The sequence below is a fragment of the Paraburkholderia sp. BCC1885 genome (genome assembly GCF_900996235.1).
In the GTDB taxonomy this organism is placed as follows: Bacteria; Pseudomonadota; Gammaproteobacteria; order Burkholderiales; family Burkholderiaceae; genus Paraburkholderia.
Genome location: NZ_CAAJGM010000177.1, coordinates 1 through 16851 on the forward strand (window position 1 = coordinate 1; position 16851 = coordinate 16851).

A 16851-nucleotide genomic window follows, 5' to 3' on the forward strand; every position below is an offset into this window, starting at 1 on the left:
GCTCATCCGGCTCAACGCCATGATGCGTGACGCCACCCCCTGGAGTCCGCCGAAATCATGATCGAATGAACCCCTGACACTTGACCTTCAATACAGTTGCTTTCTTTGCGGCGGCAAAGAAAGTAAGTGCCGCCCCGCACAGGGGCAACGCAAGCAAACCACGAACAAAGCAAGGAAAGGCCAAAACGGCAAAAACAACCACCAAAGCAGCCAGAAGCACAACAACCCCAAACCCGTCAGTCAGACAAACAAAAACCCTTACCCCACACTCCGAGCATTATGCTCAGTCAAAAATTTAATCAGCCCATCCACGCCGCCTTTAGAAAGCTGATCAGCAAACTGATTCTGATAAACCTGAATCAGCCAGGCGCCCATCATATCGATGTCATAGACCTTCCACCCTGAATCGGTCTTCTCCATCCGATATCCCACGGCATCATCGCCGCCATTGCTCAGCACATGCGACTGCACCACGGCATCCTTGCCGCCGGCGGCCACGTTCGCGGGTGCGAACTTGAACGTCACGTCCTGATCCCGAAGCTGCGCCAACGAAGCAGCATAGGTACGCACCAGCAAGGTCTGGAACTGTTCGTACAACTGCTTCTGCTGCTCCGGCGTCGCCGTCGTCCACGCCTTACCCACTGCGATTCGCGTCGTGCGCTGGAAGTCGGTGGCGGGCACAAAATGTGTTACTACCACCTGGGTGATTTTGCCCATGTCGCCGCTGCGCGCGGTTGGGTCGGCCTTCATCGCGCTGACCGTGCCCTCGACCGCGTTCTTCACCACCGCGTCCGGGGCAGCTTGTGCAAAGACCGTCGTGGAAACCACCGCGGCCGCGAAAAAAGCAGACAGATAACGTTTCATAAGCTCATCAGGACAGTAAAAATGACCACTGGATGACCCGCTGGGCCACGCTGCAAGCCAGTATACCGATTTTGCGCCGCTGTCCGCTCCCTACAAGGTGGGGTATTCAGCCTCACGTCGGTATACTTGTGCCCTTATGCCTAAAACGCCGTCTGTGACAGGGCCAAACTCCCCTACATGCTGAAGTCATCTATCGTCCGTCTCGTCGCCTGGTCGGTGAGCCGCCCACTGCGCGTCATCGTGCTCTCGCTGATCCTCGCGGTCCTGAGCGGCTATTACGTCGCCGCTCACTTCAAGATCAACACCGACATCAGCCGTCTCGTCGAAAACGATCAAGCCTGGACCTCGCTCGACGACGCCATCGACAACGCCTTCCCCCAGCGCGGTCAAACAGTGCTGGTCGTCGTCGAAGCGCGCGCGCCCGAATTCGCCGATGCCGCCGCCAATGCCCTGACCGCCGCGCTCAAGAGCCAGCCGAAGGAATTCGTCGCCGTCACGCAACCGGCCGGCGGTCCGTTCTTCGAACACAACGGCCTGCTGTATCCATCGCTCGATGAGGTCCAGTCCACCACCGGGCAACTCGTGCAGTCGCGCCCGCTCGTCAACGCGCTCGCCAAAGACCCGAGCCTGACCGGTCTGGCCGGTGTCCTCACCACCAGCCTGCTGCTGCCGCTGCAGTTGGGCCAGGTGAAACTCAGCGACATGAGCCATCTGCTCTCGCAAAGCGCGGACGTGCTCGACCGTGTGCTTGCCGGCCAACCGGCCGCCTTCTCATGGCGCGCGCTGGTCGACAAGGACGTCGCCACCAACCCGGCGCGCGCCTTCATCACCGTGCAGCCGGTGGTCAACTACGGCGCGCTCGAACCGGGCGCGCGCGCCTCGGCCGCGATTCGCGCCACCGCTGCGTCGCTCGACCTCGGCGCCCATTACGGCGCGTCGATTCGTCTGACCGGCGAACAGCCGCTCGCCGACGAAGAGTTCGCCTCCGTGCAGGACGGCGCCGCGCTGAACGGCGCCATCACCTTCGTCGTGGTGCTGGTGATCCTGTGGCTCGCGTTGCGCTCGGGCCGCATGATCCTCGCCGTGCTGATCACATTGTTCGTCGGCCTCGCCATTACGGCGGCAATCGGCCTGATGATGGTCGGCGCGCTCAACATGATTTCGGTCGCCTTCATGGTGCTGTTCGTCGGGCTGGGGATCGACTTCGGCGTCCAGTTCGGCGTCAAGTATCGCGAAGAACGTAATCGCGACGACCGTCTGACCGCCGCGCTCATCAATACCGCGCATACCATCGGCGTGCCGTTGACGCTCGCCGCCGTCGCGGTCGCCGAGGCGTTCTTCTCGTTTCTGCCCACGGCGTATCGCGGGGTCGCGGAGCTGGGGCAGATCGCGGGCGTCGGCATGTTCGTCGCCTACGGCACCAACATGACGCTGTTTCCGGCACTCCTGAAGATTTTCAATCCGCCGGGCGAATCGGTTGCGCCCGGTTTCAAGCAGCTCGCTCCCGTCGACGATTTCCTCGATCGCCATCGCAAACCCGTGCTGATCGGCACGCTCGTGGTCGTAATCGGCGCGGCGCCGTTGCTCACGCATCTGCGCTTCGATTTCAACCCGCTGCATCTGAAAGACCCGCATACGGAATCGATGGCGACGTTGCTCTCGCTGAAGGATTCGCCCGAGGCGGCGGTCAACAACGTGCGCGTGCTGGCGCCCTCGCTGGCGGCGGCGGACCAGATCGAGGCCCGTCTGAAGAAGCTGCCGGAGGTGGGCCGGGTCACCACGTTGAGCACTTTTATCCCGCCTGACCAGACGCAAAAGATCCTGCTGATCAACGGCGCCGCCCAACAGTTACTGCCGGCGTTGACTCAAACGCCGGCGCCGCCTTCGAGCGACGCATTGCGCGTCGCCGCGTTAAAACGCGCGGCGAACCAGCTCGTGCTCGCAGCCGAGGACCATCCGGGGCCGGGCGCGGCAGAGGCCCAGCATCTGGCGGCGACGCTGCAAAAGCTGGCTGCAGCCAGCCCGGCAACGCGCGAGCACGCCGAGGCCGCGATGTCCAGCACGCTTAAGATCGCGCTGGCGCAACTCGCCGCGCTGCTGCAGCCCACCGAAATCACCCGTGCCAGCTTGCCGGCGGAGATCTCGCGCGACTGGGTTTCGGCTGACGGCCGCGCACTCGTCGACATCGCGCCGAAGGTCGCGCCCGGCGCGGATCCCGGCGACGATGCAATGCTGCGCCGGTTCGCGCATACTGTGAAAGCGGCTGAACCTGGCGCGATCGGCGGCACCATTTCGATCCTGCATTCCGCAGACGTAATCATCAAGGCGTTCCTGCAAGCGGCATGCTGGGCGCTGGTGACAATCACCATCCTGCTGTGGCTCGCGCTGCGGCGCATTGGCGACGTGCTGCGCACGCTGATCCCGCTGCTGGTGTCCGCACTGGTGACGCTTGAATTGTGCGTAGTGTTCGGCATGCCGCTTAATTTCGCCAACATCATCGCGTTGCCGCTTATGCTCGGCGTGGGCGTCGCGTTCAAGATTTACTTTGTAATGGCGTGGCGTAATGGGCAGACCGGCTTGCTGCAATCGAGCCTCACCCACGCCGTCATGTTTAGCGCAGCCACTACCGCTACTGCGTTCGGAAGTCTCTGGCTGTCGCATCATCCGGGAACGTCGAGCATGGGCCGGTTGCTGGCGCTTTCCCTCCTCTGCACGTTAATTGGTGCCGTGGTGTTTCAGCCCGTCTTGATGGGTAAGCCGCGCGCACGTCGCGCTTCAAAAGAAAAGCAAGGAATTATGAAATGAAGATGCGAAACACCGCCCTGGCCCTGCTCGTCGCAGGTGTAGCCTCAGGGTGCGCGACGGGTCCGGACCGCAAGCCCGGCGACCCACTGGAGCCAATGAACCGCCAGATCTTCAAGTTCAACGATGCACTCGACCGGACGATCGCCCAGCCGGTCGCGCGGGGTTATCAGAAGGTCACGCCGCAACCTGTCCGTCAGGCCATCAGCAACTTCTTCTCGAACCTCGGGGACCTGGGCAACGCGGCGAACAACATCCTGCAATTGAAGGTCACGGACGCGGCCGAGGACATCATGCGCTTCGCCATGAACTCGACCTTCGGGCTGGGCGGCCTGCTCGACTTCGCGACGCCCGCCGGTCTGCCGAAACACCACGAGGACTTCGGCCTGACACTCGGACGCTGGGGCGTGCCGGCCGGCCCGTATCTCGTGTTGCCGCTGTTCGGGCCGAGTTCGGTGCGCGACAGCACCGGCTACGTGGTCGACTTCCGTTTCAACCTGATTCACTACATGAAGCCGGCGGTGCGCAATCCGATGTATATCGCCCAGTTCATCAGCGCGCGTTCCGATCTGCTGGGTGCGTCGGACCTGCTGCAGGCCGCCGCGCTCGACAAGTATTCGTTCGTGCGCGACGCCTACACGCAGCAGCGCGTCTCGCTGCTCAGAAGCTCGAATCCGAACGCGGCGCCCTTGCCGAACTATGGCGATCCGGACTCGCCGGGCGGCGCGGCGCCGGCGCCGGGCGCCTCGGATGCGGCACCGTCGGGATTGCCGGACTACAGCGATCCGGGCGATACATCGGCGCCGGCTGCACCGGCTAATGGCGCTTCCAATACGGAGGGCGCCGACGTGCCGAATTACACCGATCCGGGTGATTCGGCGGCGCCGGCCAACGGCGCGTCGGGCGCTGCTGTTCCGGCGGGTCAGGCAAATCCCGCCAGCAACGCTCAGGCAGCCGAGGCACCGGCGAGCGCCAGCGCGGCCAGGGCGGCGAGTGCGCCCGCTGCTGCGGCAGCGGCGGCGTCCGCTGCGTCGGCGGTGGCGGCACCGGTCCCGGTCAAGTAGTCCGATCCGGCTTTCGCCGCTTACCCGGCCGCAAAGCAAAACAGCCCGACCGGTCCACCCCGGTCGGGCTGTTTCGTTTGAGCTTTCGTTAAGCGCTTCGCTCTGCAGGCGCATGCGTGCGTGCTACTACGCGAGCGGCATCAGCCAGCCGCCGCTCACATTTGCACGCGCCGCCGCACGGACCATACAAGCCGCACGGACCCGCCGCGCCACACTCAATTCATCGTATCGGCTTCGATCCGGCGCGCCGCCTCGTCGACACTCGCTGCCGGCTGCATCGGCGTGAGGGTCGTGCGATAGCGTTCGAAGGCTTCGTCCGCGTAACGGATCTGCGTGCGGCCATGCGGCGCCGGTTCGCCGTTCTCGCCGAGATTCACGAACACCATCTTCTCGACCGTCAGGATGCTCTTGCGCGTGATCTTGTTGCGCACTTCGCAGCGCAGCGTGATCGACGTGCGGCCGAAATGCGTGGCAGTCATGCCGAGTTCGATGATGTCGCCCTGGCGTGCCGAGCTGACAAAATTGATCTCCGACATGAACTTGGTCACCACGCGCTGGTTGTCCAGTTGGCAGATGGCGTAGATGGCCGCTTCTTCATCGATCCAGCGCAGCAGGCTGCCGCCGAACAGCGTGCCGTTCGGGTTCAGATCTTCGGGCTTGACCCATTTTCTGGTGTGGAAATTCATCTGGTATCCCCTTCGTAAGAGGTGACGGGGTCGGTCAACAGATCGAACCCTAGGGTTAATACCTAGATTATATCAAAAACAAGGGTTTTCCCTAGGATGTCAAAAAAGAAGCCCGGCCGGTTTCCCGTCGGGCTTTGGGTGCGGCTTTAGGGTGCCTGGCGTGGCTTTCGGCTTGGTTCTTAATCTCGCCTTACCGGGACTGACGATTCAGGCGGTGGGCTGTAGCGCCCCGGCCGCGCCCAAGGCATGACGCGCCTGAACCAGCGCCGTGCGGGCGGCCCACGCGTCGGCGGCGACGCGCAGCAGCGGTCCGAGCTGGGATGGCTGCTTCAGCAGCTCGCGCAGGATCGGCCCGATAGCGGTACTGCCATCGTCGCGCAGTCCGGCCGTCGCGGCGGACGGCAGGGTGCGCCACGCGGGATCGACAATCGCGCGACACACCGCGAACGGCACATCGTGCGCGGCGGCGATGGCGCCGGCGATATGCGATTCCATGTCCACGGCCAGCGCGCCGCTCGACCGATGCAGGACGGCTTTGTCGTGCGCACCCGTCAACGGCGCAGTGACGCCGGCCAGCAGACCGCGATGCAAGCGCGCCGCCAGCGGCGTCGCGGCCAGCGCGGCGGCCAGACGCTCGGACCAGCGCGGATCAGTGGCAAAGCGCCCCAGCGGGCCTTCCACGGCCTGCGCCACGATCAGCGCACCCGGTTCCAGATCAGGCGCGAGCCCCCCTGCCGTGCCAAAACTGACGATCCCCGAGCAGCCGCGCGCCACCGCCGCGCTCAGCGCCCGCTCGAGCAGATCGGCACGCGCCGCGTAGACAACCTCGATGCCCTCGCCGCGCACGATGCGCGCCTCGAAGGCCATGCCGGTCACCGCGATCACCGGCAAGCCGTGACTGGCACCGCCAGCAGACGAAGCCGGCTGGGTCGAACGGGTCAACGTGCTCGCCATCACATTCCGACCGTGACGCGCGTCAGCCCGTCACGCTTCAGTTGCCGGTAGCGCGCCAGCGCCCAGAGCGGGAAGAATTTGCGATAACCGTGGTAGCGCAGATAGAACACGCGCGGGAAACCGGTCGCCGTAAAGCGGGTTTCGTCCCACAGACCATGTTCCTGCTGCTCGCGCAGCAGGTAGTCGACGCCGCGCGCCACCGCCGGATGCTCGACGCAGCCCGCCGCCATCAGGCCCATCAAGGCCCACGCCGTCTGCGACGCCGTGCTGGCGGCGCGCTCGTAACCGCGGTAGTCGAGCTTGTAGCTGGTGCCGTCCTCGCCCCAGCCGCCGTCCTCGTTCTGGATCGACGCGAGCCATTGCGCCGCGCGCCGGATGCGCGGGTCGTCGTGCGACATGCCGGCCGCGTTCAGCGAACAGAGCGCCGTCCACGTCCCGTAGATGTAATTCATGCCCCAGCGGCCGTACCAACTACCGTCCGACTCCTGCTCCTTGAGCATGTAGTCATAGGCGCGGCGGGCCGGCTCGCTGCTGGCCGGCATCTCGCCCAGTTGCGCGAGCATCGACAGACAGCGGCCCGAGACGTCCGCGGTGGGCGGATCGAGCAAGGCGCCATGATCCGAGAACGGGATGTTATTCAGGTGATATTGAGTGTTTTCAGGCTCGAAGGCGCCCCAGCCGCCGTCGCTGCTCTGCATGCCCACCACCCATTCGCGGGCGCGGGCAATGGCTTCGCGGTCGACGTCCGACTGTGTCAGCGCCGCCGAGCGCTGCATGGCCATCACGACCACGGCTGTGTCGTCGACGTCCGGATAGTAGGGATTCGCGTACTGAAACGCCCAGCCGCCGGGACGCACGTTCGGACGGCGCGAGATCCAGTCGCCGCGCACGTCGAGAATCTGCAGCGGACGCAGCCATTGCAAGCCGCGCTCGGCCGCCTGCTCGGCACGCGGGTCGCCGGTTTCGAGCAGCGCGTGCGCGACCAGCGAGGTATCCCACACCGGCGACAGGCACGGCTGGCAATACGCTTCGTCGTCGCGGATGACGAGCAGCTTGTCGATCGACTGCCGGGCGATGGCGCGGTTCGGATGATCGGCCGGATAGCCCAGCACGTCGTACATCATCACCGAGTTCGCCATGGCCGGGAAAATCGCACCGAGGCCGTCTTCGCCGTTCAGCCGCTCGTCAACGAAGGCCTGGGCGGCCTTGATCGCGCGCTCGCGGGTGTACTTCGGGAACAGGCCGTCGACGAGGCGCAGCACGTGATCCACGCCGCGGAAAAACGTGAACCAGCCCTGGCTCTGATGCGGCGCACGCGGCAGCAAGCCGGTCGTGACGGGCGCGCCATGGAACAGTTCATCGATCCGCACGCCGCGCGGATTGCGCGCCACCGGACGCTTCGCATTCAGCACCAGCAGCGGCACGATCACGGTCCGCGCCCAATACGACACCTTCGACAGATGGAACGGGAACCACTGCGGCAGCAGCATGATCTCGACCGGCATCATCGGCACGGCATACCACGACACCACGCCGAACAGCGCCAGCAGGATGCGCGTGAACACGTTCGAGGCTTCCGCGCCGCCGTGCGCGAGGATCGCCTCGCGGGCGCGGCGCATGTGATCGGCGTCTTCCGGTTCGCCGATCATCTTCAGGGCGAAATACGCCTTGACGCTCGCGCTAACGTCGAGCGCGCCGTCGGTGAAAAGCGGCCAGCCGCCGTTGGGCAACTGGATGCGGCGCAGGTAGCGCGCAATCTTCTGCTCCAGTTCCGCGTTGGGTTCTTCGCCGAGGTAGTGGACCAGCAGCACATATTCGGCGGGGATGGTCGCGTCGGCTTCGAGTTCGTAGACCCAATGGCCGTCGGGCTTTTGGGCGGCAAGAATGGCGTCGGTGGCGCGCGTGACGGCGGCGTCCAGTGCTTCGCTCGAGCCGGGCGTGGTTTCGTCGCCCGCAGTCCGGGCAAGGGATAAATCGTTCATCTGCGTTCCATCGGTTCGTTCAGCAGCGTATCCGCGGCCTTCTGGCCGGAGCGGATTGCCCCTTCGATCGTCGCGGGCAGGCCGGTGGCCGTCCAGTCGCCCGCGAGCATGAGGTTTTTCCAACGTGTGCGGGTGCCTGGGCGGCGCATCTCCTCGCCGGGCACGGCCGCGAAACTCGCCTGAGGTTCCATGACCACCTGCCAGGCCGGCATCGGCTCGAGCGGCAGGCTGGCCGCCTGGGCGACGTCCGCCCAGACCGTCTTCGCGAGAACTTCGTGCGGCGTATTCAACAGCCGATCGGCCCCGCTGATCGTCACCGAGAGGCGTCCGTCGAGCGCGAACAGCCATTCGGCCGTGCCGTTGAGCAGTCCCATCAACGGCGGCACGCCAAACGGCGGCTCGACCGCGAAATGCACGGCGATGGCGGCGTCAAACCGGCGCGGCGCCAGTTGAACCGGCACCAGTTTTTGCGCGACCTGCGGCGGCACAGCCAGCACCACGGCCGCGTTGGCATCCAGTTCGATACGCCCTTCGCCGACGAAATCCAGCGCGCTGACACGGCTCGTGTCGGCGAACACGATCTGATTCAATTGCGCGCCAAGCCGGATCGCCGCGCCGCCGTGCTGCAACAGGCGCAAGGCCGGATCGACAAAGGCGCTGCTCAGGCCATTGCGCGCGAGCAGCGGCCGGCTCGCCGGACCACCGGCCGCCAGCGTATCGCGCAGCACCGCCGCCGCCAGTTCGGCCGTCGCCTCACGCGGTTCGTGGTTGAGCACCAGCCGCAACAGCGGCCGCACCAAGCGGTCCCACAGCATGCCATCGCAGCGCATGGTCTGCGCCGTCGTGCGGCCGGGCCTGGCGAACAGCAGCGGTGCGAGTGTCAGATAGTCGCCTGGCTGCGTATCCGGCACCCGCGCGGCCTGGTCGAAGATCCACCGGGGCAGGCGCCCCGGCGACAGGCGCACATTCCAGCGCGCGCGCGTCGCGAGGTCCACGAAAGGGTATTCGGGCAGCGCCGGCCCGGTGAGTTCGTCGGCGGCGCCGATCGCGCGCAGGTAATTCAGCGTCGCGAGGTTGCCGGAAAAGACCACGTGATTGCCGCTGTCGATGGTCGCGCCGAGCGTCCTGTCGTACCAGGAGCGGCACCGTCCGCCGGCTTGCGCGGCGGCCTCGTGCAACACGACCTGCGCCCCGCGCCGCTGCAATTGCACCGCCGCGGCCAGGCCGGCAAGGCCCGCGCCGATCACGTGGACGAGCTTCGACATCAGAAGAAGGCGTACTTCGCGACGATCCACAGCAGGCGCGCGCGCGGCTTGCTGACCTTGGTACGGGGCAGATCGAAGCCGCGCTCGACGGTGCGATCGAGCAGAACGCGATAGACCCCGGACATGATGCGCGGAGCGCGGACGTGGTTGCGCGGCGAGCGGTCCATGATGGCGTCGGCCTGGGCGAAGTGCTCGCGGGCGCGCGCAACCAGCTTGGCGCAGACGCGCGGCAGCGACGGATCGTCGGCGACGGCATGCGGCGTGTTGGTCGCGATGCCTTCGAGCGCCAGCAGTTCGCGCGGCAGATAGCAGCGGTTGAGGTCCGCGTCTTCGTCGATGTCGCGCAGGATGTTGGTCAACTGCAGCGCGCGGCCCAGGTGATGCGCGAGCAGCCGGCCGGGCTCTTCCTGCATCCCGAATATCCTCACCGACAGGCGCCCTGCGGCACTGGCGACCCGGTCGCAATAGAGGTCGAGGGTCTCCTCGTCCGGCGCGCAGATATCGGCGGCGGCGTCCATCGCCATGCCGTCGATCATCGCGTGAAAATCCTCGCGTTGCAGCTGGAACGTATGGATGTGGCGCGTCAACGCGCGCAATGAAGCGCGCGGCGCGCCGGCATAGCAGGCGTCGATGTCGGCACGCCAGCGTTCGAGCCCTGCCGCGCGTTCGGCGCGTGGCATGTCGCCGTCGGCGATGTCGTCGACAGCACGGCAAAAAGCGTAGACCTGATACATTGCGTCGCGCTGCGCGGCCGGCAGGATGCGCATCGCAAGATAGAACGAGCTGCCCGATGTGGCGGCAGCGGCGTCGGTTTCTGTATCGTCCACGACAAGGTTGGAAACAGCCAAGACGATCTCCGCTGAGGGGCCCCTCTGGAGGCAATCAAGAAATCGTGCCTACCCGCAGGGCAAGCCGCGCGCGCGGACACGCGCAAATACGCCGGCCAGGAGGCCGGAAACGGCGAAAAGTATAACAATCTTTGCGAGACGGCGCAGTTTGACGCCGAAGGATCGGCCATTATTGCCGGATCCGGCGTGGCGCGCCGGGCCGCTGCTCAGATAAACGCGACCGAGCGGTTGCGGCCCTGCCGCTTGGCGCTGTAGAGCGCCGCGTCCGCCTCGTTGATCAACACGTCGTAGTTGGGCACGCCGACCCGCGCCGCCGCGCCGCCGACGCTCGCCGTCACCGGCACCTGCACGCCCTGCACCTCGACCGGCGTGTCGCCGATCGTCAGGCGGATCTTTTCGGCCACCAGCATGGCGTCTTCGAGCGGCGTGCACGGCAGCAGCAGCGCGAATTCCTCGCCGCCGAAGCGGCCGAAGGTGTCCTGCACCCTGACCACCTGGGCGACCCGCTGCGCCATCTCGCGCAGCACCGTGTCACCGACGCCGTGGCCGAACTGGTCGTTGATCTTCTTGAAGTGGTCCAGATCGAACAACAGCACCGACATCTCGCCGCCATAGCGCTGCCAGCGCGTGTATTCGTCGCGCAACCGCGCCTCGAAATAGCGGCGATTGGCGATGCCGGTCAGGCCGTCGCGGTCCGCGTACTCCTGCAGCTTGGCGACCGCCTCTTCGCGCTCGCGCTGCACGATGCTAACGTGGGTCACATCCGAGATGGTCACGCACACCGCCACCACTTCGCGCTCGCGGGTGAGCGGCATGAAGGTGCAGTCCTGCTGCATGAAGTCGACGCCGCCGGTAATCGGCCGGTCGTGGTCGAACTTGAACAGATACGGGCGCTGTTCCCACGAACTGAACGCGAAGCTGCCGAGCTGGAACACGCTTTCGAGCTTGCGGGTCAGCCACACGCGCGGCAACTCGGGGAAACTGGCGAAAATCGACTTGCCGACCACCTGCTCGGCCGGCAAGCCGCTGTGATCCTGCATGAAGCGGTTCCACATCAGCACGTTCATCTCGCGGTCGAGGACGAAAATACCGAAGCCGACGCGCTCGACGACGAGATCGCTTAGCGAAGGAGGCACATTCATAGGCTGGACAACAACGCGTCAAGCGCGTGATTCATATGGCGGATCGACTCTTCCGCCATGAGCATGACGAGATGGGCCCGGAAACTCTGGTCTTCGAGCGCGAAATTGACTTCGACGAGCAACGCCACTTCCCAGGCGAGCACGCCAGGCTGAAACACGTCGTCGAGCGACATGGACTCGCCAAGCAGCCCCGGCGCCGAAAACACCGGCGTGCGGCCCAGTTGTTCGAAGATACTGGAGACGCAGGCGCCGGTCAGCACATTGGCAACGTCGAAAATCAGCTCTTCCTGGCTGACGGTTTCGTAGGCCGAGCGCGGATACGGGTCGTTCACCAGCGCGCACAACTGGTCGATGCTGCCGCTGCGGCAGATCACCAGCGCCTCGCCCTTGATGTCCGAACGGAAGCCCTGGCGCACCGCGCTCACCGCCTCGTGGATGCCGGTCATCTCGCGCAACGCCGCCGCGGCCTTGCTGATCTCCACCACCTTGACGCGCGGCACCGACAATTCGATAAAGGTGTCGAGCAGACGCCCGAGGCGGGTCGCGGCCTGCCCCATCGCAAGATTGGCGACCTCCTGCAGCGCGTCGCGCCGCTCTTCATTGAGGACTGGCTCAGACATACAACCCGTACTCCTGGAGGATGGGTAGTACCGCCTCGGGGCTGACGGGCTTGGCGATGAAGGCAATCGCGCCCAGCGAACGCACGCGCGCCTGGGCCATCGGCTGCACGTCGGCGGAGACCACGATCACGAACGTGTTCAGGTCTTCGTGTTGCAGCGCCTCCAGCACCTGGTAGCCGGTCATGTCCGGCATGGTCAGATCGAGGAACATCACCGACGCCTTGCCTTCGCGATAGAGCGCGAGCGCTTCGCGGCCATTCGACGCGTAGCTGATGTCGACGTCCCAGGCCGGGGGCAGCGCCTTTGTGAGCACCTTACGGGCAAGCAGCGAATCGTCGGCGATCACAATGGGCAATGACATGGGCGGAGGGTCAGTAAAACGGGATTAGCTCGGTCGCGTTAACGGCCTGGATCAACGATTCTTTAGCGGCTGACGCGAACCGGCGCAAGGATACTCCGTCACGAGCGGGAACACCGGTTGCGCCATTTGCACGCAGCCGGGGAATGCGCACGCTGCTGCGCGCGCGGGAGGAAGGCGGCGGATGCGCGCAAACGCGCGCGCGACGATAAGGATGACCGGCATGTTCGAGCCTACCCACTAGGTGGTTCTGCGCGGCCGGGTGGAAAAGGCGAACTCCAGCCTGTCGCGCGCGTTTCCGCGACCCCCTCCGTCACGCCTGTGTGCGTTGTCTGGCTGGCCCTCGCGGCACATGCGTCCGAACATGGCGGACGCACTAATTTATCGTGGCGAGATTCTTAATTTAATCTGACGAAAAGGCAACTCGTCAGAATGGAATTAACGAACGGAAATGACTCACAAAATTCGCATTTTGAGAAATTTACTGGCTTCACGGGGCGTGAATTACGTGGCTTATGCTTTTGTGTACGTTTGCGCTTCCGGATTCGTCGCTGTTTGGAGAAAAACTTTCGCATGATCCAGACGGTCTATTCTTACCGATCAGCGAGATCGTTCCCGGCAAATTTCCCGGTTCTCGTATGATGGCAACTTGAAGTGTTTCCGTCCCAGACGATTGCAGCGGTACCCGAAATGACATCCGACCGGTCCGACCCGCGCGAAGCGAGCCGCCTCTCCTCCAACCGGCAGGACGAGGCGCTGTTCCCGGCAGTGCCGGAACAGAATTTCCAAGTCCGGCGCATCACGCTCATCGCCTTGCTGGTGGCGGCGATCGTGCTGCCGTGCGTGTACGTCGCGGCGATGGCCTTCAGCGACCTGCGCGCCCGCGAGGCCGACGCCACCGACCTGACGCTGCGCACCGTGCGCGTCGCCGAAGAACACGCGCTGAAAGTGTTCGACATGAACGAGGCGCTCGATGCGCGCGTCGTCGACCTGGTGCAGGGTCTGGACGGCGACGGCATCCGCGCGCGCGGACGCGAGATTCACGAGAAGCTGCGCGTCATGGGCGGCGGCTATCCGCAGGTGGCGGCGGTGTCGATTTTCGGCCAGGACGGCACGCTGCTCGCCAGCAGCCGCTTTTTCCCGGTGCCGCCCATTTCGATCGCGAGCCGTGACGACTTCACCGGCATTCGCGACGGCAAGGTGCTCGAACACGTCTCCAGGGACATGGTCGGTCAGGTGGCCGGCGAAAACGTCTTCAACACCGGCGTGGCCCGGCGCGATGCGGACGGCGGGTTTGCCGGCGTCGTCTCGGTCGCGCTGCGGCCCGGCTATTTCAACGCGTTCTACCAGGACCTGCTGGGCGGCGCCGGCACGCCGATGACCATCAGCCTGACGCGCGCGGACGGCGCCGTGCTCGCCCACTACCCGCCCTCGCCCGGCCAGCCCGACATGATCGCGGCCCACACGCCGCTCACCGACGCCCTCGCCCGCGGCAGCCGCGCGGGCGTGGTACGTACCCGCTCCGTGTTCGACAACGACAATCTGATCGTCGCCTACCGGCGGGTTGGAGCCTACCCGGTGTACGTGTCGTGCGGTTATCGCACCTCGGCGATCTGGGCGGCCTGGTATCGGCACCTGAGCGTGCTGATCCTGTCCATGTTCACGCCGTCCATCGTGCTGTGGTGCGTGATCTGGCTGTCGCTGCGCCGTCTGGGCGCCGAGGAGGAAGCGTGGGAGCGCTGGCAGGCCGAGGCGTCGATGCGCCGCTCGATCGAATCCGCCTACCGGCAGTCGCGCAAGATGGAGGCGCTCGGCAATCTGGTGGGCAGCGTCGCGCATGACTTCAACAACCTGCTGATGATCGTGTCGGCGAATGTGCAGATCGCCCGGCGGCGCGGCGCACCGGGGCTCGATCGCGAGCTGTCCGCCATCGAGCGCGCCCTCAAGAGCGGCCAGTCGCTCACGCGCCAGCTGCTGGGTGTCGCGCGCAAGCAGCCGCTGCGCAACGAGACGCTCGCGCTCGAACGCTGGCTGCCGGCCTGCCGCGAACTGCTGCGCGCCTCGCTGGGGGCGAAGGTTTCGCTGGTCATCGATATCGGCACCGACGTCTGGCCGATGCGCGTCGACGTCGCCGAGCTCGAACTCGCGCTGATCAACATCGCCGTCAACGCGCGCGACGCGATGCCCAGCGGCGGCCGCTTCACGGTGCGGGCGGCCAACATCACCTTCCGTCACGAGGACGGCTTCCCGCTGACCGGTGACTTCGTGCAGCTCTCGCTCGAAGACACCGGCATGGGCATGCCGCCGGATGTCCTCGCGCGGGCCTTCGAGCCGCTATTCACCACCAAGCCGAAAGGCATGGGCACGGGTCTCGGACTGCCGCAGGTTTTCGCGTTCTGCGAGCGCTCGGGCGGCCTTGCCGCGATCGATAGCGCGATCGGCGCCGGCACCTCGGTGCGGCTCTATCTGCCGCGCGCGGCGGACCAGCCGGAGGCGGAGCGTCCCGCCAGCGAGCCGAAGGCCGAAGAGACCGGCGTGCCGCACGGTCTGCGCATTCTGCTGGTCGAGGATAACGACGAGGTCGCCGCAGGCACCGAGGCGCTGCTGCAGATGATGGGGCATCAGGTGACCTGCGTCTTCAATGCCGACACCGCGCTACGCCTGTTCGACGACGCCCACGCGAAGCAGGCGCGCACCGGCGAGCCGCTACCGTTCGACCTGGTGATCTCCGATATCCACATGCCCGGCACGATGAACGGCATCGATCTGGCCGAAGCCGTGCAGACGTTCGAAACCCGTCTGCCGGTGATTCTTGTAACTGGCTACGCGGAAGAACTCGACCGCGCACGTCACGTCGACGTGCGCGTGCTGTCGAAGCCCTTCGATATCGCCTTGCTCGACAAGCTGCTGCAAGACCTCCAGCGCGAGCTGGCGCAGGCGAATACGCATCCTGCGGGGTGAGCGCCCAGTCACGCGCCTGACTCATCCCGGCGCGGTGCGCGGCGCCCCGAGTTACCGCATTTTGTAAAAGCGGCCCGGCCAGACACCGCCGCCGCGCCGCCACGCCACGCGGCAAGCCCTGCCGCGCCCGGCAGCCAAGGCTTTTCCGCAGCCCGGGCGTGGTTTGACGCGACCCGGCACGATCATTGCGCTTCCAGACTCATGCAAGGCCCCGCGCACTCGCGGCGGCCGCCATCAAGGTTAGGGAGACAGCCATGCGCCACACTGTGATCGGATTATTCGACACCTACGCCCAGGCGGAAAACGCACGCGACACACTCGTGCAGACCGGCTTCGCCAACGACACCATCGAACTGCAGGCCAACCACACCGCGCCATCGCCGACGGCGGCCACGGAGGCGGTGGACAATGGCGGCGTGTTTGGCAATATCGAGCGCTTCATCAGCAGCCTGTTCTCCAGAGAACCCCGCCAGGCGGAGGCCGACCGCTATACGGAGGCCGTGCGCCGCGGCGCCGTGCTGGTCTGCGTATACGCCGCCAGCGAAGCGCATGCCGAACTCGCCAGCACGACCCTGACACGGCTTGGCGCCACCGAGATCGGTGAGCGTCTGCTGGGCCGCGACGCAGCGCTGGACGATCCCGTCGCGAGCCGCGAGCACTCGATGCTCGACGAACTCGGCGTAAGCAGCGCCAACCACGGCTTTACCACCGCGCGGCCGGTGGATGAACCGCTGCGTGGCAGGGCGCCCATGCCGGTCGAGCCTCGCGCGCAGGACCCGTTGACGCCGCAGCCGCCGCTGAGCGAAGCAGCGACGATGAACACCATCGCCGCCGGCAGCGCGCCGGGCTTTGGCGCCGTGTTCACACCGGTCGACGTCGCACCGGCGGCGCGCCATCCTGAATCGGTGGCGGACGATACGATGCCGGATGAGTTTCTCGAATACGAAGAGGACTTCCGCAGTCACTACGACGAGCAGTATGCAAGCGACCAGGCGCGTTACGAGGATTACGTGCCGGCTTACCGGTATGGCGCAACGATCGCCCGCGACCTGCAATACCGCGATCGGCCGTGGGACGAAGTCGAGCCGGAAGCACGCCGCCATTGGGAATCGACTTCGCCCGAAGCGACCGACACCTGGGAGCGCTTCAAGCTGGCCGTGCGGCATGGCTGGGATCGCGTGACGGGTCATCATCACGTTTGACGCGATTTAGCGACCGGCCAACATCCGCGGGAATAAGCGCGTATCCTCGTTGGGGACGTGCCGCTTCCCGCGGCGCTCACGCCGCCTGGCATGCGCCGCCCGC

At 65.6% G+C, this 16851-nt stretch carries 13 protein-coding genes; 4 read left to right on the forward strand and 9 right to left on the reverse strand.

Features of this window, described 5'->3' with window-relative positions:
• Nucleotides 1-258: 258 nt before the first annotated feature.
• Entirely contained in the window at nt 259-864 is a 606-nt protein-coding gene (locus tag FQ755_RS16220) for a phospholipid-binding protein MlaC (protein WP_144155871.1), read from the reverse strand.
• 177 nt (nt 865-1041) lie between these two features.
• On the opposite strand from FQ755_RS16220, the gene FQ755_RS16225 reads away from it, so the two are divergent.
• On the forward strand, nt 1042-3669 hold the full coding sequence (locus FQ755_RS16225; protein WP_144155872.1) for an MMPL family transporter: 2628 nt from the start codon (nt 1042-1044) through the stop codon (nt 3667-3669).
• Entirely contained in the window at nt 3666-4730 is a 1065-nt protein-coding gene (locus FQ755_RS16230; protein WP_144155873.1) for a VacJ family lipoprotein, read from the forward strand. The genes FQ755_RS16225 and FQ755_RS16230 overlap by 4 nt, the downstream gene beginning before the upstream one ends.
• Nucleotides 4731-4945: 215 nt before the next feature.
• On the opposite strand, the gene FQ755_RS16235 is transcribed toward FQ755_RS16230, so the two are convergent.
• From FQ755_RS16235 to FQ755_RS16270, 8 genes are all read right to left on the reverse strand, one after another.
• Entirely contained in the window at nt 4946-5416 is a 471-nt protein-coding gene (locus FQ755_RS16235; RefSeq protein WP_144155874.1) for an acyl-CoA thioesterase, read from the reverse strand.
• A 207-nt stretch (nt 5417-5623) separates the two neighbouring features.
• The gene (locus FQ755_RS16240) at nt 5624-6370 is read right to left on the reverse strand and encodes a phosphorylase (RefSeq protein ID WP_144155875.1); all 747 of its coding nucleotides are present in this window, start codon (nt 6368-6370) and stop codon (nt 5624-5626) included.
• Nucleotides 6370-8352, reverse strand: coding sequence for a squalene--hopene cyclase (gene shc, locus FQ755_RS16245; RefSeq protein WP_144155876.1), 1983 nt, complete (start codon nt 8350-8352; stop codon nt 6370-6372). Before shc ends, FQ755_RS16240 begins: the two co-directional genes overlap by 1 nt.
• Nucleotides 8349-9617: a hydroxysqualene dehydroxylase HpnE gene (gene hpnE / locus FQ755_RS16250; protein WP_144155877.1), complete on the reverse strand. Its 1269-nt coding sequence runs from the start codon at nt 9615-9617 to the stop codon at nt 8349-8351. Before hpnE ends, shc begins: the two co-directional genes overlap by 4 nt.
• Complete coding sequence (gene hpnD / locus FQ755_RS16255) at nt 9617-10465, reverse strand: presqualene diphosphate synthase HpnD (RefSeq protein WP_144155878.1); 849 nt, start codon at nt 10463-10465, stop codon at nt 9617-9619. Before hpnD ends, hpnE begins: the two co-directional genes overlap by 1 nt.
• Before the next feature lie 206 nt (nt 10466-10671).
• The gene (locus tag FQ755_RS16260) at nt 10672-11607 is read right to left on the reverse strand and encodes a diguanylate cyclase (protein ID WP_144155879.1); all 936 of its coding nucleotides are present in this window, start codon (nt 11605-11607) and stop codon (nt 10672-10674) included.
• Entirely contained in the window at nt 11604-12227 is a 624-nt protein-coding gene (locus FQ755_RS16265; protein WP_144155880.1) for a chemotaxis protein CheC, read from the reverse strand. The genes FQ755_RS16260 and FQ755_RS16265 overlap by 4 nt, the downstream gene beginning before the upstream one ends.
• Entirely contained in the window at nt 12220-12588 is a 369-nt protein-coding gene (locus FQ755_RS16270) for a response regulator (protein WP_144155881.1), read from the reverse strand. Before FQ755_RS16270 ends, FQ755_RS16265 begins: the two co-directional genes overlap by 8 nt.
• A 687-nt stretch (nt 12589-13275) precedes the next feature.
• Between FQ755_RS16270 and FQ755_RS16275 the strand changes: the two genes are divergently transcribed.
• Both FQ755_RS16275 and FQ755_RS16280 read left to right on the forward strand, forming a co-directional pair.
• The gene (locus tag FQ755_RS16275; RefSeq protein ID WP_144155882.1) at nt 13276-15546 is read left to right on the forward strand and encodes a hybrid sensor histidine kinase/response regulator; all 2271 of its coding nucleotides are present in this window, start codon (nt 13276-13278) and stop codon (nt 15544-15546) included.
• 254 nt (nt 15547-15800) lie between these two features.
• Nucleotides 15801-16748: a hypothetical protein gene (locus FQ755_RS16280; protein WP_144155883.1), complete on the forward strand. Its 948-nt coding sequence runs from the start codon at nt 15801-15803 to the stop codon at nt 16746-16748.
• The last annotated feature ends 103 nt before the right edge of the window (nt 16749-16851 follow it).

Excerpts from the sequence above, each read along its gene's own strand:
- FQ755_RS16220 (WP_144155871.1), bottom strand. The coding sequence starts at position 864 with ATGAAACGTTATCTGTCTGCTTTTTTCGCGGCCGCGGTGGTTTCCACG.
- FQ755_RS16225 (WP_144155872.1), top strand. The coding sequence starts at position 1,042 with ATGCTGAAGTCATCTATCGTCCGTCTCGTCGCCTGGTCGGTGAGCCGC.
- FQ755_RS16230 (WP_144155873.1), top strand. The coding sequence starts at position 3,666 with ATGAAGATGCGAAACACCGCCCTGGCCCTGCTCGTCGCAGGTGTAGCC.
- FQ755_RS16235 (WP_144155874.1), bottom strand. The coding sequence starts at position 5,416 with ATGAATTTCCACACCAGAAAATGGGTCAAGCCCGAAGATCTGAACCCG.
- FQ755_RS16240 (WP_144155875.1), bottom strand. The coding sequence starts at position 6,370 with ATGGCGAGCACGTTGACCCGTTCGACCCAGCCGGCTTCGTCTGCTGGC.
- shc (WP_144155876.1), bottom strand. The coding sequence starts at position 8,352 with ATGAACGATTTATCCCTTGCCCGGACTGCGGGCGACGAAACCACGCCC.
- hpnE (WP_144155877.1), bottom strand. The coding sequence starts at position 9,617 with ATGTCGAAGCTCGTCCACGTGATCGGCGCGGGCCTTGCCGGCCTGGCC.
- FQ755_RS16260 (WP_144155879.1), bottom strand. The coding sequence starts at position 11,607 with ATGAATGTGCCTCCTTCGCTAAGCGATCTCGTCGTCGAGCGCGTCGGC.
- FQ755_RS16265 (WP_144155880.1), bottom strand. The coding sequence starts at position 12,227 with ATGTCTGAGCCAGTCCTCAATGAAGAGCGGCGCGACGCGCTGCAGGAG.
- FQ755_RS16270 (WP_144155881.1), bottom strand. The coding sequence starts at position 12,588 with ATGTCATTGCCCATTGTGATCGCCGACGATTCGCTGCTTGCCCGTAAG.
- FQ755_RS16275 (WP_144155882.1), top strand. The coding sequence starts at position 13,276 with ATGACATCCGACCGGTCCGACCCGCGCGAAGCGAGCCGCCTCTCCTCC.
- FQ755_RS16280 (WP_144155883.1), top strand. The coding sequence starts at position 15,801 with ATGCGCCACACTGTGATCGGATTATTCGACACCTACGCCCAGGCGGAA.